The organism is Rhizobium hidalgonense, assembly GCF_005862185.2.
Lineage (GTDB): Bacteria > Pseudomonadota > Alphaproteobacteria > Rhizobiales > Rhizobiaceae > Rhizobium > Rhizobium hidalgonense.
Genome location: NZ_CP054027.1, coordinates 1,704,691 through 1,723,564 on the forward strand (window position 1 = coordinate 1,704,691; position 18,874 = coordinate 1,723,564).

Annotated in this window: 18 protein-coding genes, 2 pseudogenes and 1 riboswitch; of the genes and pseudogenes, 16 read left to right on the top strand and 4 right to left on the bottom strand. The window is 61.7% G+C overall.

Annotated elements, in window-relative coordinates; all coding sequences use genetic code 11:
• Positions 1 to 400: 400 nt before the first annotated feature.
• Positions 401 to 1,423: a cell division protein FtsZ gene (gene ftsZ / locus FFM81_RS08035; protein WP_003564537.1), complete on the bottom strand. Its 1,023-nt coding sequence runs from the start codon at positions 1,421 to 1,423 to the stop codon at positions 401 to 403.
• A gap of 248 nt (positions 1,424 to 1,671) precedes the next feature.
• Here ftsZ and FFM81_RS08040 point away from each other — a divergent pair, with 248 nt between their 5' ends.
• A complete protein-coding gene (locus FFM81_RS08040) occupies positions 1,672 to 2,133 on the top strand; it encodes a hypothetical protein (RefSeq protein ID WP_138384380.1) in 462 nt (153 codons plus the stop codon).
• Positions 2,134 to 2,479: 346 nt separating this feature from the next.
• Positions 2,480 to 4,190: pseudogene (gene ilvB / locus FFM81_RS08045) on the top strand (biosynthetic-type acetolactate synthase large subunit).
• A 108-nt stretch (positions 4,191 to 4,298) separates the two neighbouring features.
• Here ilvB and FFM81_RS08050 read toward each other — a convergent pair.
• Positions 4,299 to 4,712: a hypothetical protein gene (locus tag FFM81_RS08050; RefSeq protein ID WP_003564533.1), complete on the bottom strand. Its 414-nt coding sequence runs from the start codon at positions 4,710 to 4,712 to the stop codon at positions 4,299 to 4,301.
• Between the two features lie 205 nt (positions 4,713 to 4,917).
• Positions 4,918 to 5,115: pseudogene (locus FFM81_RS32650) on the bottom strand (hypothetical protein); the annotation flags it as partial.
• Positions 5,116 to 5,232: 117 nt separating this feature from the next.
• On the opposite strand from FFM81_RS32650, the gene FFM81_RS08055 reads away from it, so the two are divergent.
• The 6 genes from FFM81_RS08055 to FFM81_RS08080 all read left to right on the top strand — a co-directional run bounded on the left by FFM81_RS08055 (position 5,233) and on the right by FFM81_RS08080 (position 11,288).
• The gene (locus FFM81_RS08055; protein ID WP_138384114.1) at positions 5,233 to 5,826 is read left to right on the top strand and encodes a hypothetical protein; all 594 of its coding nucleotides are present in this window, start codon (positions 5,233 to 5,235) and stop codon (positions 5,824 to 5,826) included.
• 113 nt (positions 5,827 to 5,939) lie between these two features.
• Positions 5,940 to 7,220 (top strand): bifunctional sulfur transferase/dioxygenase Blh, encoded by a 1,281-nt coding sequence (gene blh, locus FFM81_RS08060; RefSeq protein ID WP_138384115.1) that lies wholly within the window; start codon positions 5,940 to 5,942, stop codon positions 7,218 to 7,220.
• 167 nt (positions 7,221 to 7,387) lie between these two features.
• A riboswitch (cobalamin riboswitch) is annotated at positions 7,388 to 7,642 on the top strand.
• Between the two features lie 156 nt (positions 7,643 to 7,798).
• Positions 7,799 to 8,815, top strand: a complete 1,017-nt coding sequence (locus FFM81_RS08065) for an ABC transporter substrate-binding protein (protein ID WP_138384116.1) — start codon at positions 7,799 to 7,801, stop codon at positions 8,813 to 8,815.
• Positions 8,812 to 9,852, top strand: a complete 1,041-nt coding sequence (locus FFM81_RS08070) for a FecCD family ABC transporter permease (RefSeq protein ID WP_138384117.1) — start codon at positions 8,812 to 8,814, stop codon at positions 9,850 to 9,852. The genes FFM81_RS08065 and FFM81_RS08070 overlap by 4 nt, the downstream gene beginning before the upstream one ends.
• Positions 9,849 to 10,613, top strand: a complete 765-nt coding sequence (locus tag FFM81_RS08075) for an ABC transporter ATP-binding protein (protein WP_025416494.1) — start codon at positions 9,849 to 9,851, stop codon at positions 10,611 to 10,613. Before FFM81_RS08070 ends, FFM81_RS08075 begins: the two co-directional genes overlap by 4 nt.
• A 111-nt stretch (positions 10,614 to 10,724) precedes the next feature.
• A complete protein-coding gene (locus FFM81_RS08080) occupies positions 10,725 to 11,288 on the top strand; it encodes a hypothetical protein (protein ID WP_025416493.1) in 564 nt (187 codons plus the stop codon).
• A 38-nt stretch (positions 11,289 to 11,326) separates the two neighbouring features.
• On the opposite strand, the gene FFM81_RS08085 is transcribed toward FFM81_RS08080, so the two are convergent.
• Complete coding sequence (locus tag FFM81_RS08085; protein ID WP_025416492.1) at positions 11,327 to 11,818, bottom strand: HIT family protein; 492 nt, start codon at positions 11,816 to 11,818, stop codon at positions 11,327 to 11,329.
• A 272-nt stretch (positions 11,819 to 12,090) separates the two neighbouring features.
• Between FFM81_RS08085 and FFM81_RS08090 the strand changes: the two genes are divergently transcribed.
• The 8 genes from FFM81_RS08090 to FFM81_RS08125 all read left to right on the top strand — a co-directional run bounded on the left by FFM81_RS08090 (position 12,091) and on the right by FFM81_RS08125 (position 18,804).
• The gene (locus FFM81_RS08090; protein WP_138384118.1) at positions 12,091 to 13,014 is read left to right on the top strand and encodes an MYG1 family protein; all 924 of its coding nucleotides are present in this window, start codon (positions 12,091 to 12,093) and stop codon (positions 13,012 to 13,014) included.
• Between the two features lie 179 nt (positions 13,015 to 13,193).
• Complete coding sequence (locus FFM81_RS08095) at positions 13,194 to 13,583, top strand: c-type cytochrome (protein WP_003564516.1); 390 nt, start codon at positions 13,194 to 13,196, stop codon at positions 13,581 to 13,583.
• 145 nt (positions 13,584 to 13,728) lie between these two features.
• Positions 13,729 to 14,547: a cytochrome c oxidase subunit II gene (locus tag FFM81_RS08100; protein ID WP_003564513.1), complete on the top strand. Its 819-nt coding sequence runs from the start codon at positions 13,729 to 13,731 to the stop codon at positions 14,545 to 14,547.
• Positions 14,548 to 14,611: 64 nt separating this feature from the next.
• Positions 14,612 to 16,381: a cytochrome c oxidase subunit I gene (ctaD, locus tag FFM81_RS08105; protein WP_003564511.1), complete on the top strand. Its 1,770-nt coding sequence runs from the start codon at positions 14,612 to 14,614 to the stop codon at positions 16,379 to 16,381.
• Positions 16,378 to 17,091 (top strand): cytochrome c oxidase subunit 3, encoded by a 714-nt coding sequence (locus FFM81_RS08110; RefSeq protein ID WP_138384119.1) that lies wholly within the window; start codon positions 16,378 to 16,380, stop codon positions 17,089 to 17,091. The genes ctaD and FFM81_RS08110 overlap by 4 nt, the downstream gene beginning before the upstream one ends.
• 11 nt (positions 17,092 to 17,102) lie before the next feature.
• Positions 17,103 to 17,822, top strand: coding sequence for a heme-copper oxidase subunit III family protein (locus FFM81_RS08115; protein ID WP_003564507.1), 720 nt, complete (start codon positions 17,103 to 17,105; stop codon positions 17,820 to 17,822).
• Between the two features lie 7 nt (positions 17,823 to 17,829).
• On the top strand, positions 17,830 to 18,195 hold the full coding sequence (locus FFM81_RS08120) for a cytochrome C oxidase subunit IV family protein (protein WP_138384120.1): 366 nt from the start codon (positions 17,830 to 17,832) through the stop codon (positions 18,193 to 18,195).
• Positions 18,196 to 18,222: 27 nt separating this feature from the next.
• On the top strand, positions 18,223 to 18,804 hold the full coding sequence (locus FFM81_RS08125; RefSeq protein ID WP_003564503.1) for a dienelactone hydrolase family protein: 582 nt from the start codon (positions 18,223 to 18,225) through the stop codon (positions 18,802 to 18,804).
• Positions 18,805 to 18,874: the final 70 nt, after the last annotated feature.

Here is an 18,874-nt window from a genome sequence, read left to right on the forward strand (position 1 = left end):
TATCGCGGCTTTTATTTTGAGCTTGTTGATATGGGGTAGTGTTTATTACGGGGTTGGCGGAATTTCTGGTGCGGTTTATACTTTACGTGAATTTACGGAGCGCGCGATCGGCAACGCGACAAACAGGCGGTAGACCCGTTGCGCCGGTGATCGGCGGATCCCCAATCAGAAAGCATCGACAATAAGGAAAAGCGACGGCGGATGCATGAGGCGGATGGGCTGTGGCGCGCCGGCCCGTTACCACCCACGGGCAGGACGGGAATTGCCGCAGCGTCGCGCACGTCCGATCCGGCAAGTATTCTGGCCGAACCCCGATATTGCCCCGCCCGTTTTCCATATGGCGGGGCAACTTTTATGGGGCAGCTCCGCCGTGAGCAGGCTGCTAACGTGGGCGGCGATGCTATTGCAGCGTACGTGTCTGGATCTGCGCGGCGGGGGCGTGAGGAGCGGATGCGGGCACGCCGCCGCCTTCCAGTCCCGTTGCCACCACCGAGACTCGGAACTTGCCGTCAAGGCTGCGGTCGAAGATGGCGCCGACGACGATGTCGGCATCGTCCTGTACCTCGTCGCGAATGCGGCTGGCCGCTTCGTCGACTTCGAACAGCGTCATATCCGAACCGCCCGAGATCGAGATCAGCACTCCCCTGGCGCCCTTCATCGAGATATCGTCGAGAAGGGGGTTGGCAATTGCGGCTTCCGCCGCCTTCATCGCGCGGCTCTCGCCGGAGGCTTCGCCCGTGCCCATCATGGCGCGGCCCATACCTTGCATGACCGACTTCACGTCGGCAAAATCGAGGTTGATCAGGCCTTCCTTGACGATGAGATCGGTAATGCAGCCGACGCCGGCATAGAGCACACGGTCGGCGGTCATGAACGCATCGGCGAAAGTGGTTTTCGCGTCGGCAATGCGGAAGAGGTTTTGATTGGGAATGACGATGACCGTGTCGGCTGCCTGGCGAAGCGCCTCGATGCCGACTTCCGCCGTCCGCATGCGGCGATTGCCCTCGAAGGTGAAGGGCTTGGTGACGACGCCGACGGTCAGGATGCCGGCCGCACGCGCGGCGCGGGCGATGACTGGGGCAGCACCGGTGCCCGTCCCGCCGCCCATGCCGGCGGTGACGAAACACATATGCGATCCCGCCAGATGATCCATGATCTCATCGATCGACTCCTCGGCAGCCGCATGGCCGATCTCGGGGAGCGAACCGGCGCCGAGACCCTCCGTCACGTTTGCACCGAGTTGAATGCGCCGCGTCGCCTTTGATGTGGCGAGGACCTGGGCGTCCGTATTTGCGGCGATGAATTCAACGCCCGCCAGCTTTTCCGCGATCATATTGTTGATCGCATTGCCCCCACCACCGCCGACGCCGATTACAGTAATATGCGGCCGCAGTCCCGAAATGCCGCTCTTGGCGTCCGTCATCGCACTCTCCTTGATGTTCTTTCACGCCACGCCCTCGTCGTGCCTAGCGAATCGACGCCTAGGATAGCCGCCCAACAAGGCGGAGGCGAGGCGAAAGACGTCTCGGGGCGACACTCCTGTGTACGTCGTCTTCATCGATCGCGGCCATGGCCTTTGCTGATTTCGCTCACTGGCCCACAAGGCATGAACCAAAGCCGCGCTGCGGTGTTTACAGACAGGCTTCTTTTTCCGGCAAAGGAACGATCCCCATGCAAAAACTTCTCCTTTCAGGCCTTGCTCTTGCGGCATTGGCCGGCACAGCCTTCGCGCAACAACCGCCTGCTCCGCCAGCCACGGGGACACCGCCCGCAGCGGCCGATACGGGCTCGCCACCGCCGCCGACGCCTCCACCACCGAATCCGTCTGCTTCCGGTGATGACGAGCCGATGACAAGCGAGCCGGATGCGCGGCCAAGAGATCGCCCCGATTACCGGTGGCATGGATCGAGGGGCGATATGGGCTTCCACGACGACAGGGGTTTCCGTGGCGACAGGGGCTTCCGTGGTTTCCGCGGTCATCGGCCGTTGCTGCCGCCGCCGTCGAAGGCCGCCCATTTCCGGATCGAGGACGGGGACACCAGGATTGATCTGAAATGCGCCGAAGACGAACCGATGAAAGCCTGCGCCGACCTGCTGCTCCAGGTGATGGACCGCCTGCAAGGCCAGGACTAAGCTTGAGCATTCTGGCATAACCAGAATGAAATACGACGGTGCGACCGCCCGCATTCTCGCGCGGGCGGCTTCGTCCCCTCCGGAAGCATTGACGGTGCGCCGATTTACCTCTAGCTATGCTGCCCATGAAAATGGCAATGGTTCTGGCAGTGGTGATCGGGCGCATGGGCAGGGTGGTGTAACCATCCGGCGAAAGCTCCCATGCGCGGTAAGCAGGCTCCTGACGGGGCCTTTTTTTATGCCCTGAATCCGGGCGGGCGCCTCGTCGGACTTCCACACATCATTACACTGATCAAGGAACGGAACCATGAGATCCCGTCATTCCATCGACATCCCGCGCGCGCAGATGACCGGCGCGGAAATCGTTCTCCAGGCGCTGAGAGACAACGGCGTCCAGCACATTTTCGGCTATCCCGGCGCTGCCGTGCTGCCGATTTATGACGAGCTTTTCCAGCAGGAAGACATCAGGCACATTCTGGTTCGCCATGAGCAGGGCGCCGGCCATGCCGCCGAGGGTTATGCACGCTCGACGGGCAAGGTCGGCGTCATGCTGGTTACATCGGGTCCCGGCGTCACCAACGCGATCACGCCGCTGCAGGATGCCTTGATGGATTCCGTGCCGCTGGTCTGCCTGTCCGGCCAGGTGCCGACGGCGCTGATCGGCTCCGATGCGTTTCAGGAATGCGATACCGTCGGCATCACCCGAGCCTGCACGAAACACAATCGGCTGGTCGGCGACGTCAATGACCTTGCAGCCACCATCCACGAGGCCTTTCGCATCGCCAGATCCGGCCGGCCCGGCCCCGTTCTGGTCGACATGCCCAAGGACGTGCTGTTTGCGAGCGGCAGCTACAAGCCGCCGGAGGTCGTCGCCCCGAGAACGAGCCACCAGCCGGACCGTCGCGGCGAGATCGGGGAGATCGAGGCTGCGATCGCTCTTATGGCAACGGCGTGCCGGCCGGTCATCTGCGTGGGCGGCGGCGTCATCAATTCCGGCCCTGAAGCGGTAAGACTGCTGCGCGAGCTGGTCGATCTCTGCGGCTTTCCCGTCACGTCGACGCTGATGGGGCTCGGCGCTTATCCCGCTTCCAGCCCGAACTGGCTGAAGATGACCGGGCTTCATGGCTCCTATGAGGCCAACATGGCGATGCAAGACTGCGACCTCATACTCTGCATCGGGGCGCGTTTCGACGGTGGGCTCACCTCCAGCGTCGATGGTTTGTCACCGAGTGCCCGGAGGATTCATATCGATATCGATGCTTCCTCGCTCAACAAGACCGTACGCGCCGATATCGCCATCCGCGGCGATGCCGCCAAGGTGCTTGCCGACCTCGTTCGTGTGTGGCGGGCGCTGCCGCGGGCACCGGACCGGGCGAGACTGACCGAATGGCGGAACGCGATCGCGGGCTGGCTGGCACGGCGATCGTTTTCCTACGCGATGCGCGAGGACGTCATCATGCCGCAATATGCCATCGAGCGGCTTTATGAACTGACCAAGGATCGGGAAACCTACATCACGACGGAGGTCGGCCGGCATCAGATATGGGCGGCGCAATATTATCGCTTCGAGCAGCCGAACCGCTGGATGACATCAGGTGGCCTGGGGACGATGGGATACGGGCTGCCCGCCGCCCTCGGCGTGCAGATCGCCAATCCCGACAGCCTCGTCATCGACATAGCGGGCGATGCCTCGGTGCAGACGACGATGAAGGAAATGTCGGCCGCCGTGCAGCACAAGGCGCCGATCAAGATCTTCATTCTCAACGGCGGCGATCAGTTAACGCAACGGCAGCACGGAAACCCGGATTTCGTAAAACTTGCGGAAGCCTATGGCGGACAGGGCATTCGCTGCGAGAGGCCGGCCGAACTCGACGATGCGATTACGGAGATGATCGAGGTGAACAGGCCTGTTCTGTTCGACTGCCGCGTCGCCGAATTCGCCGCGCCTGCCGACGACTGGGGCGGGCAGGGCGTATCATAATATGTTGCTGCCCGGCGAGGTTGGCGACGCGCTGTTTGCCGCGTCAGCCGATGTTGGCGGAGAGAGTCGCGTCTAGCGACTTTGGAACACGGTTTGAAATGTCAGTCGCAGCTGTGGATTCTGCGACTGACATCGAGCCATCAGGCCTCCGGCTTTAGGGAGAGGTTTTCAGCGCTCGGGCCGGCTATTTGATGACGCTTACGTTCATCACGGTCTCCTGGATCTTCCCGTACCCGTAGGGCGATCTCAGAACGAACCTGTCACTGCCGATGTAGCCTGGCTCCGGTGTATAATATCCAACCACGCCTCCAACCTTAACCGTCCGGCATTTCGCCAGCTTTCCGGTTGCGCCGGGAAATACCGGTTCGTGGACAATCTGGAGACGGCCATGCTTGGGCTGTTCCACGATATGCGTGGCCGGATAATCGGCGTGGCTGCAATCGTCATTGATATGCCAGGTCTGGCCTATCTTCGTCTTTTCACCACTGAGCGCTGTTATCGATTTGGACTTTTGCCTGAAGCTGTCGGAGGTTGTGGTGCAGCTCGAAAGTGAAATTGCTGCGATTGCCAGTATCAAGTATGAAAAAATGCTTTTCACTATAAATCCTCAACTTTTGCTTGAATGAATATTGGATTTTTCTGAGGAGTCAATCAGGGTGCGAAACCGGATCCGGCAGTCGATGGCCACCCTCGTCCTTCGAGGCCCCTGCGGGACACCTCAGGATGAGGGCGGAGAGAGGACGCGGCTTGTGTCACCGGAATGTTCTGCGGCGTGCCAACGGCCAGACTCTGCGTGGCGCGGCTCAGCCGCAACCCATCGCAGCGGGAAACCTTTGCCGACCGAGTGAATGCTGTCGACTCGATGCCAGGCGCCTCACACGCCATTCCCGAGCGATCACCCGCCAGGCGGCCGGCGGGGTAGCGAAGGCGCGGGAGAAGGCGCGGTTGAAGGCGGCTTCGGTGGCGTAGCCTGCGTCGTCGGTGATCGCCGCGATTGACTGTGAAAAGCTGGGGCTGGGCAGAAATGTCTGCGAAAGCCTCCCGCCGCAATGCTTGCACGAAACAATGGACCTGTGAGATTGTGCATTTGGGATTGCATGATCAGGGCGGAGTGGCGGATGCGGCTGGGTGACATGCAGTCTGTTCTTCAAATCAGCGTTGCGTTGAATCTGGCGTATTTTTCGTTTCGCGAGATACGCACGCCGGCTTTGAAGCAATACGATCGCGCCATGAGGCAGACCGACGAGACCATTGCGCGGGCTCTGGCGCTTTACCGATCGGTACCGAAACCGGAAAAGATCTTGCCGGGCAGCGAGGAGACAAGCGCTTGGATGACGGCGGATGTGGAGGCTCAGAAATTGAACCTTCATATCTGGAACCAGCGTCGTTCGCAGGCACCGTACAGCGAAAACATGTATTCTTACGATAAGGCTGTCAGCTACGCGGCGCTTGTTGTCGGCGCCATCGCTTTCGTTCTTCTGGTACTGTGCTCTGCCTTTGCGGGAGAGGCCATTCGCATTCGCTATTTTCTCGGCGTCACCGGGATTTGCCTTCTCCCGACCATGATGGCTGTCGCCTACAGCTGGCTGATAGCGGGCATGGTGGAAAAAGAGATTGGCATCGTGAAGGACAGGGCGCTCGCTGTCGAACAGGAGATGCATCGCTTTACAGAGAAGGTGCCGCGCAAATATTTCTCCGCGCCGGCACTATAGGACGTGAGGCTTGCAGCATGGTAGAGCGCGCATCCTTGCGCTCAACAATATACTTATGAGATTGTATCGATATACATGCGATACTGTATGATGCAGGCAGCGCGGGGGCTTCGATGACATCCGTGAAGGTCAATGAACAGATATCGGTGGCGGGGCAGCCCGATGCCGCCGGTTTTGCCGCTTTCGCGGCAGACGGCTTTGCCGCCGTCATCAATGACCGGCCGGATGGGGAGGAGCCGGGGCAACCCGGCAATGCAGCGGAGAAGGCTTCCGCAGCCGCCGCCGGGCTCGCCTACAGCTTCGTGCCGGTGAAGGGGACCGAGATCACCGAGGCCGATATTCACGCCTTCCAGGCCGCGATGACGCAAGCGAAGGGACCGATCGTTGCCCATTGCAAGAGCGGCACGCGGGCGCTGACGCTCTATGCGCTCGGCGAAGTGCTGGACGGGCGGATGAAGCCCGGGGATGTCGAGGCGTTCGGTCAAAATCTGGGCTTCGATCTTGCCGGCGCGCGCCGCTGGCTGGAAAAACGGACGGGGCAGGCGGCTGATGTGAAGGCCTTCTTCGAACCCCGCACCAGCAGTGTGCAATACGTCGTTTCAGACCCGGCGACGAAACGCTGCGCCGTCATCGACCCGGTGCTTGATTTCGACGAGATGTCGGGTGCGACGGGAACGGCCAATGCCGATGCCATCCTCGCGCATATCGAAAGCGAGGGGCTGGCGGTCGAGTGGATCCTCGACACGCATCCACATGCCGATCATTTCTCCGCCGCGCATTACCTCAAAGGAAAGACCGGCGCGCCGACGGCGATCGGCGCCCATGTCACCGACGTCCAGCGGCTCTGGAAGGAGATCTACAACTGGCCGAAGTTCGAAGCCGACGGCTCGCAATGGGATCGGCTGTTTGGCGATGGCGACACTTTCGAGATCGGCGGGCTTGAAGCCCGCGTGATGTTCTCGCCCGGCCACACGCTTGCCTCGGTGACCTATGTGATCGGTGACGCCGCCTTCGTTCATGACACCGTGTTCACGCCGGATTCCGGCACGGCGCGCACGGATTTCCCCGGCGGCAGCGCCAGCGCCCTCTGGCACTCGATCCAGGCGATCCTGTCGCTGCCCGAGGACATCAGGCTGTTTTCCGGCCACGACTATCAGCCCGGGGGCCGTCACCCGCGCTGGGAAAGCACGGTGGCCGCCCAGAAGCGCGCCAATCCGCATATATCAGGCATCGACGAGGCCGGCTTCGTGGCGCTGCGCCAGGCACGCGACCGAACGCTGCCGAAACCGAAGCTGATGCTACACGCGCTACAGGTCAACATCCGCGGCGGACGGCTGCCCGAGCCGGAGGATAATGGCCGGCGCTATCTGAAGATCCCGCTGGATGCGTTGTAGCAAGGCGCAGCGTTGCGGCGCGTGCTTCGAGGCATCGCACTCGCAGGCTGCGCATCGCAGCATGAGGGACGTTGGCGGATGCCGCGAGCCACGACAGACAGCGCTCCCACGTTCCCTCTCCATTTCTCAACTCCCCCGCAATAGTCATTGACGCCGCCCGGGCAGGCGACGTAACTGGGGGCGACGGTTCCCTGAAGATGACTCCAAGGGGATTAATAGGGAACACGGTGAGGACGACCCAGTAGGGACCGAGACCGTGGCTGCCCCCGCAACTGTAAGCGGATTGTCCATCATCCCGGGGCGAGCGCTTCAGCGTCCATCCCCAGGGGCCTTGGCCCAGCCACTGCGCATAGCGTGCGGGAAGGCGGTTGAAACGGCGTATATCCGCAAGCCAGGAGACCTGCCGTCAATCACGATCCAATCAACCGGGCGGGGATGCCCGGACAAGGAACAGACATGATTGACCTTCTGAACCTTTGCCTCATATCGGCATGCATCCGTCTCGATTGGGCCTCCTGCGGCGTAATCTACGCGTAAGCGTGATTTCTGCCCCTCTTTTCCCTTCATCGAGGTTTTCCATGCGCCAAATTCTCGCCACCATGACATTTGCCTTCGGGCTCGCAGGCCTTGCGGCACCAAGCCTTGCCGCAACCCAATATCCGCTGACCATCACCAATTGCGGCCAGCCGGTGACCTTCCAGAAGGCACCGGCAAAGATCGTCTCGATCGGCCAGGGCATGACCGAAGTCCTCTTTTCGCTCGGCCTTGCCGACAAGATCACGGGTACGGCCGTCTGGGTCGGTCCCGTCCTGCCGCAATATGCCGAGGCCAACAGCAAGATCAAGCGGCTTGCCGACAACGATCCGAGCTTCGAATCCGTCGTCGGGCAGGAGCCTGATCTGGTGGCGGCCGAGTTCGAATGGCATGTCGGCGCGCAGGGCTCGGTCGGCAAACGCGAGCAGTTCGCCGACCTCGGGATCAATACCTATCTCGCGCCGGCCGATTGCGTCGCCAAGGTCAACACCGACGGCGGTGACGGCGTGCGCAAGGAGCTGTTCACGATGGACCTGATCTACCAGGAAATTGCCGAACTCTCTGAGATCTTCGACGTCAAGGAGCGCGGCGATGCATTGATCGCGCAGCTGCAGAAGCGCGAGGCCGATGCCGTGGCGTCGATTTCAGGCGCATCGGGCAAGAACCTGCCGGTGGTCTTCTGGTTCTCCAGCAAGGACGTCAACGGCGACGCCTTTATTGCCGGCAAGAACAGCGCACCGGCCTATATCCTGAAGACGATCGGTGCGAGGAACGTCGTGACGACGGAAGAGGAATGGCCGCTGGTCGGCTGGGAAACCATCGCCCAGGCAAACCCTCAAGTCATCGTCATCGCGACGATGGATCGCCGCCGCTACGCGGCCGACGATCCCAAGGTCAAGGTCGACTTCCTCGAGAACGACCCGGTCACAAGGGAATTGGATGCCGTCAGGAACAAGCACTTCGTGATGATGGACGCGCAGTCGATGAACCCGACGATCCGGACGATCGACGGCATCGAGACATTGGCGAACGGCATCAAGTCTTTCGGCCTTTCGCAGTGAGCGCGATCTCCGCCAGGAAACAGGGATGGTGGGCGCCGGTAGCGCTCACCATTGCAGCGTTTCTGCTTCTCGGGCTGATGGTCAGCCTTGCCGTTTCCATCGGCGAGATCGCCATCCCGCTTGCGACGACGGCAGAGGCCGTCTTGAACCGGCTGTTCGGAACGGATTTCGAACTCAGCCGCATCCACCAGGGCATCGTCTGGGATTATCGTCTGAGCCGGGCGCTGGTTGCCGCAAGCGCCGGCGCGTCGCTGTCGCTTTGCGGGGCGATCCTCCAGGCGCTGCTGCGCAATCCGCTGGCCGAACCCTATGTGCTCGGCATCTCCGCCGGCGCCTCGACCGGCGCCGTCTGCGTGACGATCCTCGGCTTCGGTTATGGCGTTCTTGGTCTCTCGAGCGGCGCCTTTATCGGCGCGGTCATCGCTTTCCTGCTGGTCGGCTTCCTGGCGACGGGGGTCGGGGGAACCGGTGAGCGCATCATTCTTTGCGGCGTCGCCGGGTCGCAGCTCTTCAATGCGCTGACCTCCTACGTGGTGACAACATCGGCGAATGCCGAGCAGGCGCGCGGCATCCTGTTCTGGCTTCTCGGTTCGCTCAGCGGGGTGCGCTGGCCCGATGTCTATCTCTCGGTGCCGATCGCGCTGATTGGCTTCATCATCTGCATGGCTCATGTGCGGGCGCTCGATGCCTTCGCCTTCGGCACCGATGCGGCAGCCTCGCTCGGCATTTCCGTGCGCCGCGTCCAGATCGTGCTCTTCGGCACGACCGCGGCGATGACGGCAAGCGTCGTCAGCATGGTCGGATCGATCGGTTTTGTCGGCCTCGTCATTCCTCATGCCGCCCGCTTCCTCGTCGGGCCGTCGCATGGGCGACTGCTGCCGGCAACGGCGCTCGGCGGCGCGATCTTCGTGGTCGGCGCCGATATCGTTTCGCGCATCATCATACCGCAGCAGATCCTGCCGATCGGCGTCGTCACCGCGCTGTTCGGCGCACCGGCCTTCGCCGTCATTCTCTATCGCGTGCGGAGAAGCGCATGAGCATCCGGATCGACAAGGTGAGTTTTGCCGCCGGCGACACTGTCATCGTCAACGGCGTCAGCCTGGCCGTGGAAAAGGGCAAGGTGCTCGGCCTGCTCGGGCCGAACGGCTCCGGAAAATCGAGCCTGCTCAGATTGATCTGCCGCCTGCGCAAAGCTCGCAGCGGCGTCATCAGGCTTGGGGAAGACGACATTTCCTCGCTGTCGCGCGCAGACCTTGCGCGCCGTGTCGCCTTCGTCGAGCAGCAGTCGGCGACCGATACGCAACTGACAGTACGAGATGTCGTGCGGCTTGGCCGCACGCCGCATCGCGGGCTGCTGTCGTCCTGGGGCGCCGCGGATGATGCCGCCGTCGAAGAGGCCCTGTTGCGGGTAGGCATGCGAGAGAGGGCGGGCCAGCTCTGGCAGACGCTGTCGGGCGGCGAACGCCAGCGCGTCCATATTGCGCGATCCCTGGCGCAGGCGCCGAGCGAATTGCTGCTCGACGAGCCGACCAACCATCTCGACATCCAGCATCAGCTCGACATTCTCTCGCTGATCTCGAAACTCGGCATCACCTCTGTCGTCGCGCTGCATGATCTCAATCTGGCGGCGATGTTTTGCGACAGCCTGGCGGTGCTCGAGAAGGGCGAGGTCGTCGCCTCCGGCGCGCCGGAGGATGTGCTGACGGAGGATATGATCGGCCGGGTCTTCGGCGTTCGCGCCCATGTCCAGAAATCGGCCGTGCATGGCCGCCATCATATCCAGTACGTCATCGATTGAGGAACGCCCGGGGATTTCGACCTAAAGGGGCGCTGTGACCTCACTGGCCTTTTTTCTGGACTGGCGTATGATTTCGCAGGGCGCGTGCGCCCGGCCGAACGGAGTTTCGAGATGCTCGAACGAAATCAGTTTCCCCTGCGCCCTGTCGTCCCCGGCTTCGCTGTTGCCTGGGTCGTCCTCATTTCAGGTGCGAGCGTTGCGCTCAGCCTGCTTTTTGCCTGCGTCACACCCTTCGTAGCCCTGGCGGCGGTGTCGGCCGTCATTCTTCCCCGGCGGATGGCGGTGACCGCGGTACTGCTGGCCTGGTTCGCCAACCAGATGGTAGGATATCTCGTGCTCGGCTATCCCCAGACCTGGGACAGTTATGCCTGGGGCCTTGCGATCGGTGTTGCGGCATTGGCATCGCTGGCCGCAGCGCTTGGGGTACTTCGTCTCGCTGCCGGCCTTACCGTCACCATGGCCGGCGCCTTCATCGCCGGCTTCGTTGCCTATGAAGGCGTGCTCTTTGCCGCAACGGCGGTGCTTCCGTCAGGCGAGGGCGCGTTTTCGGCGCCGGTCGTGGCTGATGTCCTGCTGATCAATTCTCTGGCCGCGATCGGGCTCATCTGCCTGCATGCCGGCGCAGCAGCCGCTCGTGCGCTCGTCGCAGGACAGCCGGAACCGGCGCTGTCTTAGCCACGTTCTTCGTGCATGTCGCGTCTGAGCGCAAAAACCTAAAGCGCCGGAAACACCATTGTGTCCCGCAACAACTGGATGGCCTCTGAGACCGATGGCCCGGTGATGGGCGGCGGTATTGCGCGTTCGCAGAACTCACGCCAGACAAACAGCGTCAGTTCCGCGCCATCCGTTGCGGTTTCCCCCGGTCCCTCTGCGAAATTCGCCAGCAGGCGATAGCGGGCGTCCTTCCAGAATAATTCCTCCACCCAGTCATAGATCGGGATCACATGGAAATGGATCGGATAACCGGGCGTGTGCCCGTATCGGCCGATATAGACGCGCTGAGCGTTCAATTCCTGCTTCAATGCGCTCTGAGCCCTTGCGAGCAAGGGGCCGAATTCGGCCAAGGCGTTTACGGACAAATCCGACAGGTCGGTCGTGTCGGTCTTGGAACCGATCATGAGATAGCCGGGGAGAGCGGAGTTCATACGGTGGTTCACAAGCCATCCAGCCGTCTCGACAACATGAAAGTGCGGAGGAATTTCCAAGCGCTGCCTCTTTCCGATTTTGCAAATTTCGCTAGCCACTTCTGATGGTCGCAGGATAGGCAGTTTTGCGAGGGCGGCAACGTCGATCCAGAGCGTGACGAGACGTGCAGCCACCGGCGTCTGTCACTCGCAAAGTTCGGCGACGACAAACAAGCGACGATCGACAGGCGCTGAGCGAAATGCGTGACGGACGGGTTGAGATAGCAGCCGGCAACGGCTATCTGGTGCCGACCCGCAAGCGGACCTCCGCGAACGACAAGGCGTAAGCTCTCATGATCCCCGATTTCCTCGTCACTCATTCCGGTGGCTTCCATGCCGACGAATTGCTGTCAAGCGTCATCCTGACCGGGCTTTTCCCGCAGGCGCGGATCGTCCGCAGCCGGGCGCTGGATTGGATCACGCCGGGTCAAGACCGCATCATCTACGATGTCGGCGGAACCTATGACCCTGCTGCCCGGATATTCGATCACCATCAGCGCGGCGCGCCGCTGCGCGAAGATGGCCAGCCCTACAGCTCGTTCGGCCTGATCTGGAAGCATTTCGGCAGGGATTATCTCGCTGCCTCCGGTCTTCCAGAGGCAGATGTCGAGACGGTGCATGCTTCCTTCGACGCCGGCTTCGTGCTGCCGATCGACCTGACCGACAACGGCGCGCTCAGTCCCTCGGGGCCACTGGCGGGACTGACGCTGCCGGTGCTGCTGGAGACGCTGAAACCGGTTTTCGATGAAGCGGAGCCCGAGGCCGACGATCGCGCTTTCCATGCGGCGCTTGCCATTGCTCGCAGTTTCGTCGAGGCCAGGATCGGCCAAAGTGCTGCAAAACTACGAGCCGAGACGATCGTGCATCAGGCAATCCAGGCTGCGGGGCAGGGGCGTGTTCTGGAATTGCCGAGGGGCATGCCCTTCCGTCCGGCCATCGTCAAGGCGGGCGCCGATCACCTGCTGTTCGTCGTCCACCCGCGTGAAAAAGATTGGTGTGTGACCGGTATCCGCCGCGCCGAGGAAGGGTTCGAGCTCCGGGCCGATCTGCCGGCAGCCTGGGCCGGTCTTACCAATGGAGAGCTGGAAGCGGTTTGCGGCATAGAGGGCGCGAGCTTCTGCCACAACGGCCGCTTCATCGCGGCCGCCAGGACCCGCGAGGCGGCGCTTGCCATGGCCGAACTGGCGGTGCGGGAGGCGCTTTCGATCGGAATGTAGCGGCCATTACCAGCGTCGGGTTCACCGGATCTCAGATGCGTTCAGCCGACCCCAACTGTCGAAGCGATTGACTTGCATCCGCGAAGGACTAAGCTTCGGGCCATAACAACCACCACTCACACGCGAGAGATAGTGGACGGTGTGAGTGGCTGGCGACCTTGAGGAGGATGAGGTTTGCCATGGATTACCGTGTTGTTCTGCTGATTGGTGCAACCGCGAGTGCCCTTTTCCCCGGTTATGCCGGGGCGCAGGAGGGTGATGCGACGGCGGGCGCCACTGTTTTCAAGAAATGCGCAACCTGTCATGTCGTCGAGTCCGATACCAACAAGGTCGGTCCGTCGCTGAACAAGCTGTTCGGCAGGAAGGCCGGGACGCATCCCGATTTCGCCTATTCAGCCGCGATGAAGGCCGCCGGCGAAGGCGGTCTCGTCTGGGACGAGACGGTGCTGCGCGATTATCTGCACAATCCGAAAGCGAAGGTGAAGGGCACGAAGATGGCCTTTGTCGGCGTGAAGGACGACAAGGAGATCACCGATCTCATCGCCTATCTCAAGCAATATTCGCAATGACGGGCAATAGCCCAAATGACGGGCCGCGGCCGGTAGGCATGCTTAAATTGCCGTAATTGCCGATATTTTCTATCTGTGCGATAATAAACACGGACTTTTTGCGGAATGCGGTTTCACGGGTCAACCTGCTCGAGGAGGAGCGGACATGGCTGTCGTGCTGATCCTCGTCCTGATTGTCGTCGGCTCCGTGCTGTTCCATGTGCTGAGCCCGTGGTGGTGGACGCCGATCGCGTCCAACTGGACCTATATCGACAGCACCCTTGTCATCACCTTCTGGATCACCGGCATCGTCTTCGTGGCGGTGGTTTCGTTCATGGCCTACTGCGTCTTCCGCTTCCGGCACAGACCGGGCAACCAAGCGCATTATGAGCCCGAGAACCGCCGGCTGGAGCTGCTGCTGGCAGGGGGAACGGCGGTCGGCGTCGCGGCGATGCTGGCGCCCGGCCTCATCGTGTGGAACCAGTTCATCACGGTGCCTGCCGATGCCGCATCGGTCGAGGTCGTCAGCCAGCAATGGCTGTGGAGCTTCCGCCTGCCGGGGGCGGACGGAAAGCTCGGCCGTGCGGAGACGCGCGACGTCACCGCCGAAAATCCACTCGGTCTCGATAAGAACGACGCAAGCGGCCTAGACGACATCATCATCGAGGGCGGCGAGCTGCATCTGCCGATCGGCAAGCCGGTGCATATATTGCTGCGCTCCGTCGATGTGCTCCACGATTTCTACGTGCCGGAATTCCGCGCCAAGATGGACATGATCCCCGGCATGATTACCTATTTCTGGTTCACGCCGACCCGGACGGGGACTTTCGAGATCCTCTGCGCCGAACTCTGTGGCGTCGGCCACCCGCAAATGCGCGGCACTGTCGTGGTCGATGAGGATGCCGACTACCAGACCTGGCTCGGGCAGCAGCAGACATTCACCCAGTTGACGGCGTCATCGGGAGAGCCGCCGCCGGCAAACTGACGCGATGCAGCGGCCGGAAAGCCGTTTGCCGGTTCAAGAAACCGGCGGGAAGGGAAGAGAGATCATGGTCGAGATTCCATCCGACGGCATCCCCTCCGCCGAAGTCGAGGATGTCGAACTTTATCATCCGCATAGCTGGTGGACCAAATATGTGTTCAGCCAGGATGCGAAGATCATTGCCGTGCAATATTCGTTGACCGCGATCTCGATCGGCCTGGTGGCGCTGGTGCTCTCCTGGCTGATGCGCATTCAGCTCGCCTTTCCCGGTGCTCTCTCCTTCATCGATGCCGATCACTACTACCAGTTCATCACCATGCACGGCATGATCATGGTGATTTATCTCTTGACCGCGCTCTTCCTCGGCGGCTTCGGCAATTACCTCATTCCGCTGATGGTCGGCGCCCGCGACATGGTCTTCCCCTATGCCAACATGCTGAGCTACTGGATCTACCTGCTTGCGGTGCTGATCCTCGCCGCCGGCTTCTTCGCTCCTGGTGGGCCGACGGGAGCGGGGTGGACGCTCTATCCGCCGCAGTCGGTGCTATCAGGCACGCCGGGTGGTAAGGATTGGGGCATCCTCTTGATGCTAATTTCGCTGATCGTCTTCATCATTGGCTTCACCATGGGCGGGCTGAACTACGTGGTAACAGTGCTGCAGGGTCGGGCGCGGGGGATGACGCTGATGCGGATGCCGCTCACTGTCTGGGGCATCTTCACCGCGACCGTGATGGCGCTCTTGGCCTTTCCGGCCCTCTTCGTCGCCTGCGTCATGATGCTGTTCGACCGTGTGCTCGGCACCAGCTTTTTCATGCCAGCGATCGTCGAGATGGGCACGCAGTTGCAGCATGGCGGCGGCAGCCCGATCCTCTTCCAGCACCTGTTCTGGTTCTTCGGCCATCCTGAGGTCTATATCGTCGCACTGCCGGCCTTCGGCATCGTCTCGGACCTGATCAGCACGCATGCGCGCAAGAACATCTTCGGCTACCGCATGATGGTTTGGGCGATCGTCATCATCGGGGGCTTGAGCTTCGTCGTCTGGGCGCACCACATGTATGTCAGCGGCATGCACCCGGCCTTCGGCTTCTTCTTCGCCACCACGACGCTGATCATCGCTATCCCGACGGCGATCAAGGTCTACAACTGGGTACTGACGCTGTGGCGCGGCGACATCCACCTGACGCTGCCGATGCTCTTTGCGCTCGCCTTCATCGTCACCTTCGTCAACGGCGGCCTGACAGGTCTCTTCCTCGGCAATGTCGTCGTCGACGTACCGTTGTCGGATACGATGTTCGTCGTCGCGCATTTCCACATGGTCATGGGGGTGGCGCCGATCCTCGTCATCTTCGGGGCGATCTATCACTGGTATCCGAAGGTGACGGGCCGCATGCTGAACGACATGCTCGGCCAGATCCACTTCTGGGTCACCTTCCTCGGCACCTATGCGATCTTCTTTCCGATGCATTATCTCGGGCTGCTCGGCGTGCCGCGCCGCTACTTCGAGATGGGAGAGACGGCCTTCGTCCCGCCTTCGGCCCACACACTGAATATCTTCATCACCGTCATGGCGCTTGTGGTCGGGGCCGGGCAGATGGTCTTTCTGTTCAATCTGGTCTGGAGCCTTTTCCGGGGCAAGGAGGCAGGCGGCAATCCATGGCGGGCGACGACGCTTGAATGGCAGACGCCGCAGACCCCGCCAGCGCATGGCAACTGGGGCAAGGATTTGCCCGTCGTCTACCGCTGGGCCTATGATTACAGCGTGCCGGGCGCGGCCGAGGATTTCATTCCGCAGAATGTGCCGGCAAGCGACGGCGTGACGCGAGAGGTCCCGGCATGAGCGTCGTGCTGATCTTCCTCGCCGCCATCGCCGCCATCATGATCTGGTGGCTGGCCGGGCAGCGGCTGACCTCGAAGCCCTGGCTGGAAACCGGCTCGGTTCAGTTGCCGGATCATCATGGCACTGAGCGGGCGCCTGTGCCGGCGGTGAAGATCGGACTCTTCGTGTTTCTCGGCATCGTCGGCGCCGTCTTCAGCCTTGCTGTCAGCGCCTATTTCATGCGTGCGGCATCGGCGGACTGGTGGGGGATGCCGGTTCCGCGGCTGCTTTGGGTGAACACCGCGGCACTGGCCTTGAGCAGCGCCGCGCTGCAATGGGCCAAACATCAAGCACAGCACGGCCGCATGGAAAGCCTCCGGCCGGCGCTTGCGACAGGACTTGCGCTAGCCGTCTTCTTTCTCGCCGGGCAGATCCAGGCATGGCGGGAACTGACGGCGGCCGGCTACGTACTGGCCGACAATCCAGCCAACAGCTTTTTCTACATGCTCACCGGCCTCCACGGGCTGCACATCCTCGGCGGGCTCGCGGTGCTCGCGCATACGACGGTCAGGGCATTCTCGGCCGAGGTTGCGCCGGAAAGGCTGCGCCTCAGCGTCGATCTTTCGGCCATCTATTCGCATTTCATGCTGGCCGTCTGGCTTTTGCTCTTCGCGCTCTTTGCCGGCTGGGCGAACGATTTCGTCGATCTCTGCCGGACGTTGATAAGCTAGGGGATTTGAAGATGGTAGATTCTGTCCAGACCCACGGCGAGGCAAATCTCAGGCCAGCGGGCCTTCGCGGTGTCGCCGCCGATTTCAGCTCGGATCAGCGCGCCTTCAAGACCGCCTCCTGGGGCAAGGCGATGATGTGGATCTTTCTGCTCAGCGATACCTTTGTCTTCGGCTGTTTTCTGATCGCCTATATGACCGCCCGCATGTCGACGCCCGTCGCCTGGCCCAATCCGAGCGAGGTCTTCGCGCTGCATATCGGCGGCCAGGATGTGCCGCTGATCCTGATCGCAATCATGACCTTCGTGCTGATCTCCAGCAGCGGCACCATGGCGATGGCGGTCAATTTCGGCTATCGCCGCGACCGCCGCGTGACTGCGATACTGATGCTGCTGACGGCGCTTCTGGGAGCCTGTTTCGTCGGCATGCAGGCTTTCGAATGGACGAAGCTGATCACCGAAGGCGTGCGCCCCTGGGAGAACCCATGGGGGGCTGCCCAGTTCGGATCGACCTTCTTCATGATCACCGGCTTCCACGGCACCCATGTGACGATCGGCGTCATCTTCCTGCTCATCGTCGCCCGCAAGGTCTGGCGGGGCGATTTCGACGTGGAGCGGCGCGGCTTCTTCACCAGCCGGAAAGGCCGCTACGAGGCCGTCGAGATCATGGGCCTCTACTGGCACTTCGTCGACCTGGTCTGGGTCTTCATCTTCGCGTTCTTTTATCTGTGGTGAGGTCGTCATGAGCGAGACAACGGCGCATGCTCAAAACCAAGCGGTGCATGCACAGACACACACCGGACAGCAGCATCCGATCCGGCTCTATCTCCTCGTCTGGGGGCTGCTCTTCGTGCTCAGCGCGGCGTCCTACATGGTCGATTATCTCGGCGTCCAGAGCTATCTGAGGTGGACGTTGATCCTGCTGTTCATGATGCTGAAGGCCGGTCTGATTGTCGCCGTCTTCATGCACATGGCCTGGGAGCGGCTGGCGCTGGTCTACGCCATCCTGCTGCCGCCGCTGCTGGTGCTGGTTTTCGTTGCGCTGATGGTATCGGAAGCGGACTATACGATCTTCACCCGGCTGGCCTTCTTCGGTGCTACGCCTTAGATACCGATCATCGGGAGAAGGTTTGGTATGGCTGAAGTCTTGTTGTTCCATCACGCTCAAGGGCTGACCCCGGGCGTGCGCGCCTTCGCCGACGCCTTGCGAGCAAATGGCCATATCGTGCACACGCCCGATCTCTTCGACGGGCTGACGTTTCAGAGCATTGACGAGGGTCTGGCCTATATCGGCGGGATCGGATTCGACGATATCAGGGAGCGCGGCGTTCGCCTCGCCGACGAACTGCCTGCGGCGCTCGTCTATGCCGGCTTTTCGTTCGGTGTGCTGCCAGCGCAAAAGCTGGCACAGACACGGCCAGGGGCCCGTGGCGCTCTGCTTTTTTACTCCTGTCTGCCGATCCGTGGCGAGTGGGCCTTCGGACCCTGGCCGGATGGCGTGCCGGTCCAGATCCACGGTATGGACAGTGATCCGATTTTCGTCGGCGAGGGCGATATCGATGCCGCCCGCGAGATCGTCGAGGCGGTCGAGGATGCGGAACTTTTCCTATATCCCGGCGATCAGCACTACTTCGCCGACAGCTCGCTGCCGTCATATGACGCGGATGCGACCGCGCTCCTCACCAGCCGAGTGCTTGCGTTTCTGAAACGCGTTTGATCGAAGAGGGCGATCGCCACGGCAATTGCCGCTCTTGCACCGTCAGTTCGGCTGGAAGCCCGGGGGCGCC

Excerpts from the sequence above, each read along its gene's own strand:
- ftsZ (WP_003564537.1), bottom strand. The coding sequence starts at position 1,423 with ATGACGGACGCCAAGAGCGGCATTTCGGGACTGCGGCCGCATATTACT.
- FFM81_RS08040 (WP_138384380.1), top strand. The coding sequence starts at position 1,672 with ATGCAAAAACTTCTCCTTTCAGGCCTTGCTCTTGCGGCATTGGCCGGC.
- FFM81_RS08055 (WP_138384114.1), top strand. The coding sequence starts at position 5,233 with ATGCGGCTGGGTGACATGCAGTCTGTTCTTCAAATCAGCGTTGCGTTG.
- blh (WP_138384115.1), top strand. The coding sequence starts at position 5,940 with ATGACATCCGTGAAGGTCAATGAACAGATATCGGTGGCGGGGCAGCCC.
- FFM81_RS08065 (WP_138384116.1), top strand. The coding sequence starts at position 7,799 with ATGCGCCAAATTCTCGCCACCATGACATTTGCCTTCGGGCTCGCAGGC.
- FFM81_RS08075 (WP_025416494.1), top strand. The coding sequence starts at position 9,849 with ATGAGCATCCGGATCGACAAGGTGAGTTTTGCCGCCGGCGACACTGTC.
- FFM81_RS08080 (WP_025416493.1), top strand. The coding sequence starts at position 10,725 with ATGCTCGAACGAAATCAGTTTCCCCTGCGCCCTGTCGTCCCCGGCTTC.
- FFM81_RS08090 (WP_138384118.1), top strand. The coding sequence starts at position 12,091 with ATGATCCCCGATTTCCTCGTCACTCATTCCGGTGGCTTCCATGCCGAC.
- FFM81_RS08095 (WP_003564516.1), top strand. The coding sequence starts at position 13,194 with ATGGATTACCGTGTTGTTCTGCTGATTGGTGCAACCGCGAGTGCCCTT.
- FFM81_RS08100 (WP_003564513.1), top strand. The coding sequence starts at position 13,729 with ATGGCTGTCGTGCTGATCCTCGTCCTGATTGTCGTCGGCTCCGTGCTG.
- ctaD (WP_003564511.1), top strand. The coding sequence starts at position 14,612 with ATGGTCGAGATTCCATCCGACGGCATCCCCTCCGCCGAAGTCGAGGAT.
- FFM81_RS08110 (WP_138384119.1), top strand. The coding sequence starts at position 16,378 with ATGAGCGTCGTGCTGATCTTCCTCGCCGCCATCGCCGCCATCATGATC.
- FFM81_RS08115 (WP_003564507.1), top strand. The coding sequence starts at position 17,103 with ATGGTAGATTCTGTCCAGACCCACGGCGAGGCAAATCTCAGGCCAGCG.
- FFM81_RS08120 (WP_138384120.1), top strand. The coding sequence starts at position 17,830 with ATGAGCGAGACAACGGCGCATGCTCAAAACCAAGCGGTGCATGCACAG.
- FFM81_RS08125 (WP_003564503.1), top strand. The coding sequence starts at position 18,223 with ATGGCTGAAGTCTTGTTGTTCCATCACGCTCAAGGGCTGACCCCGGGC.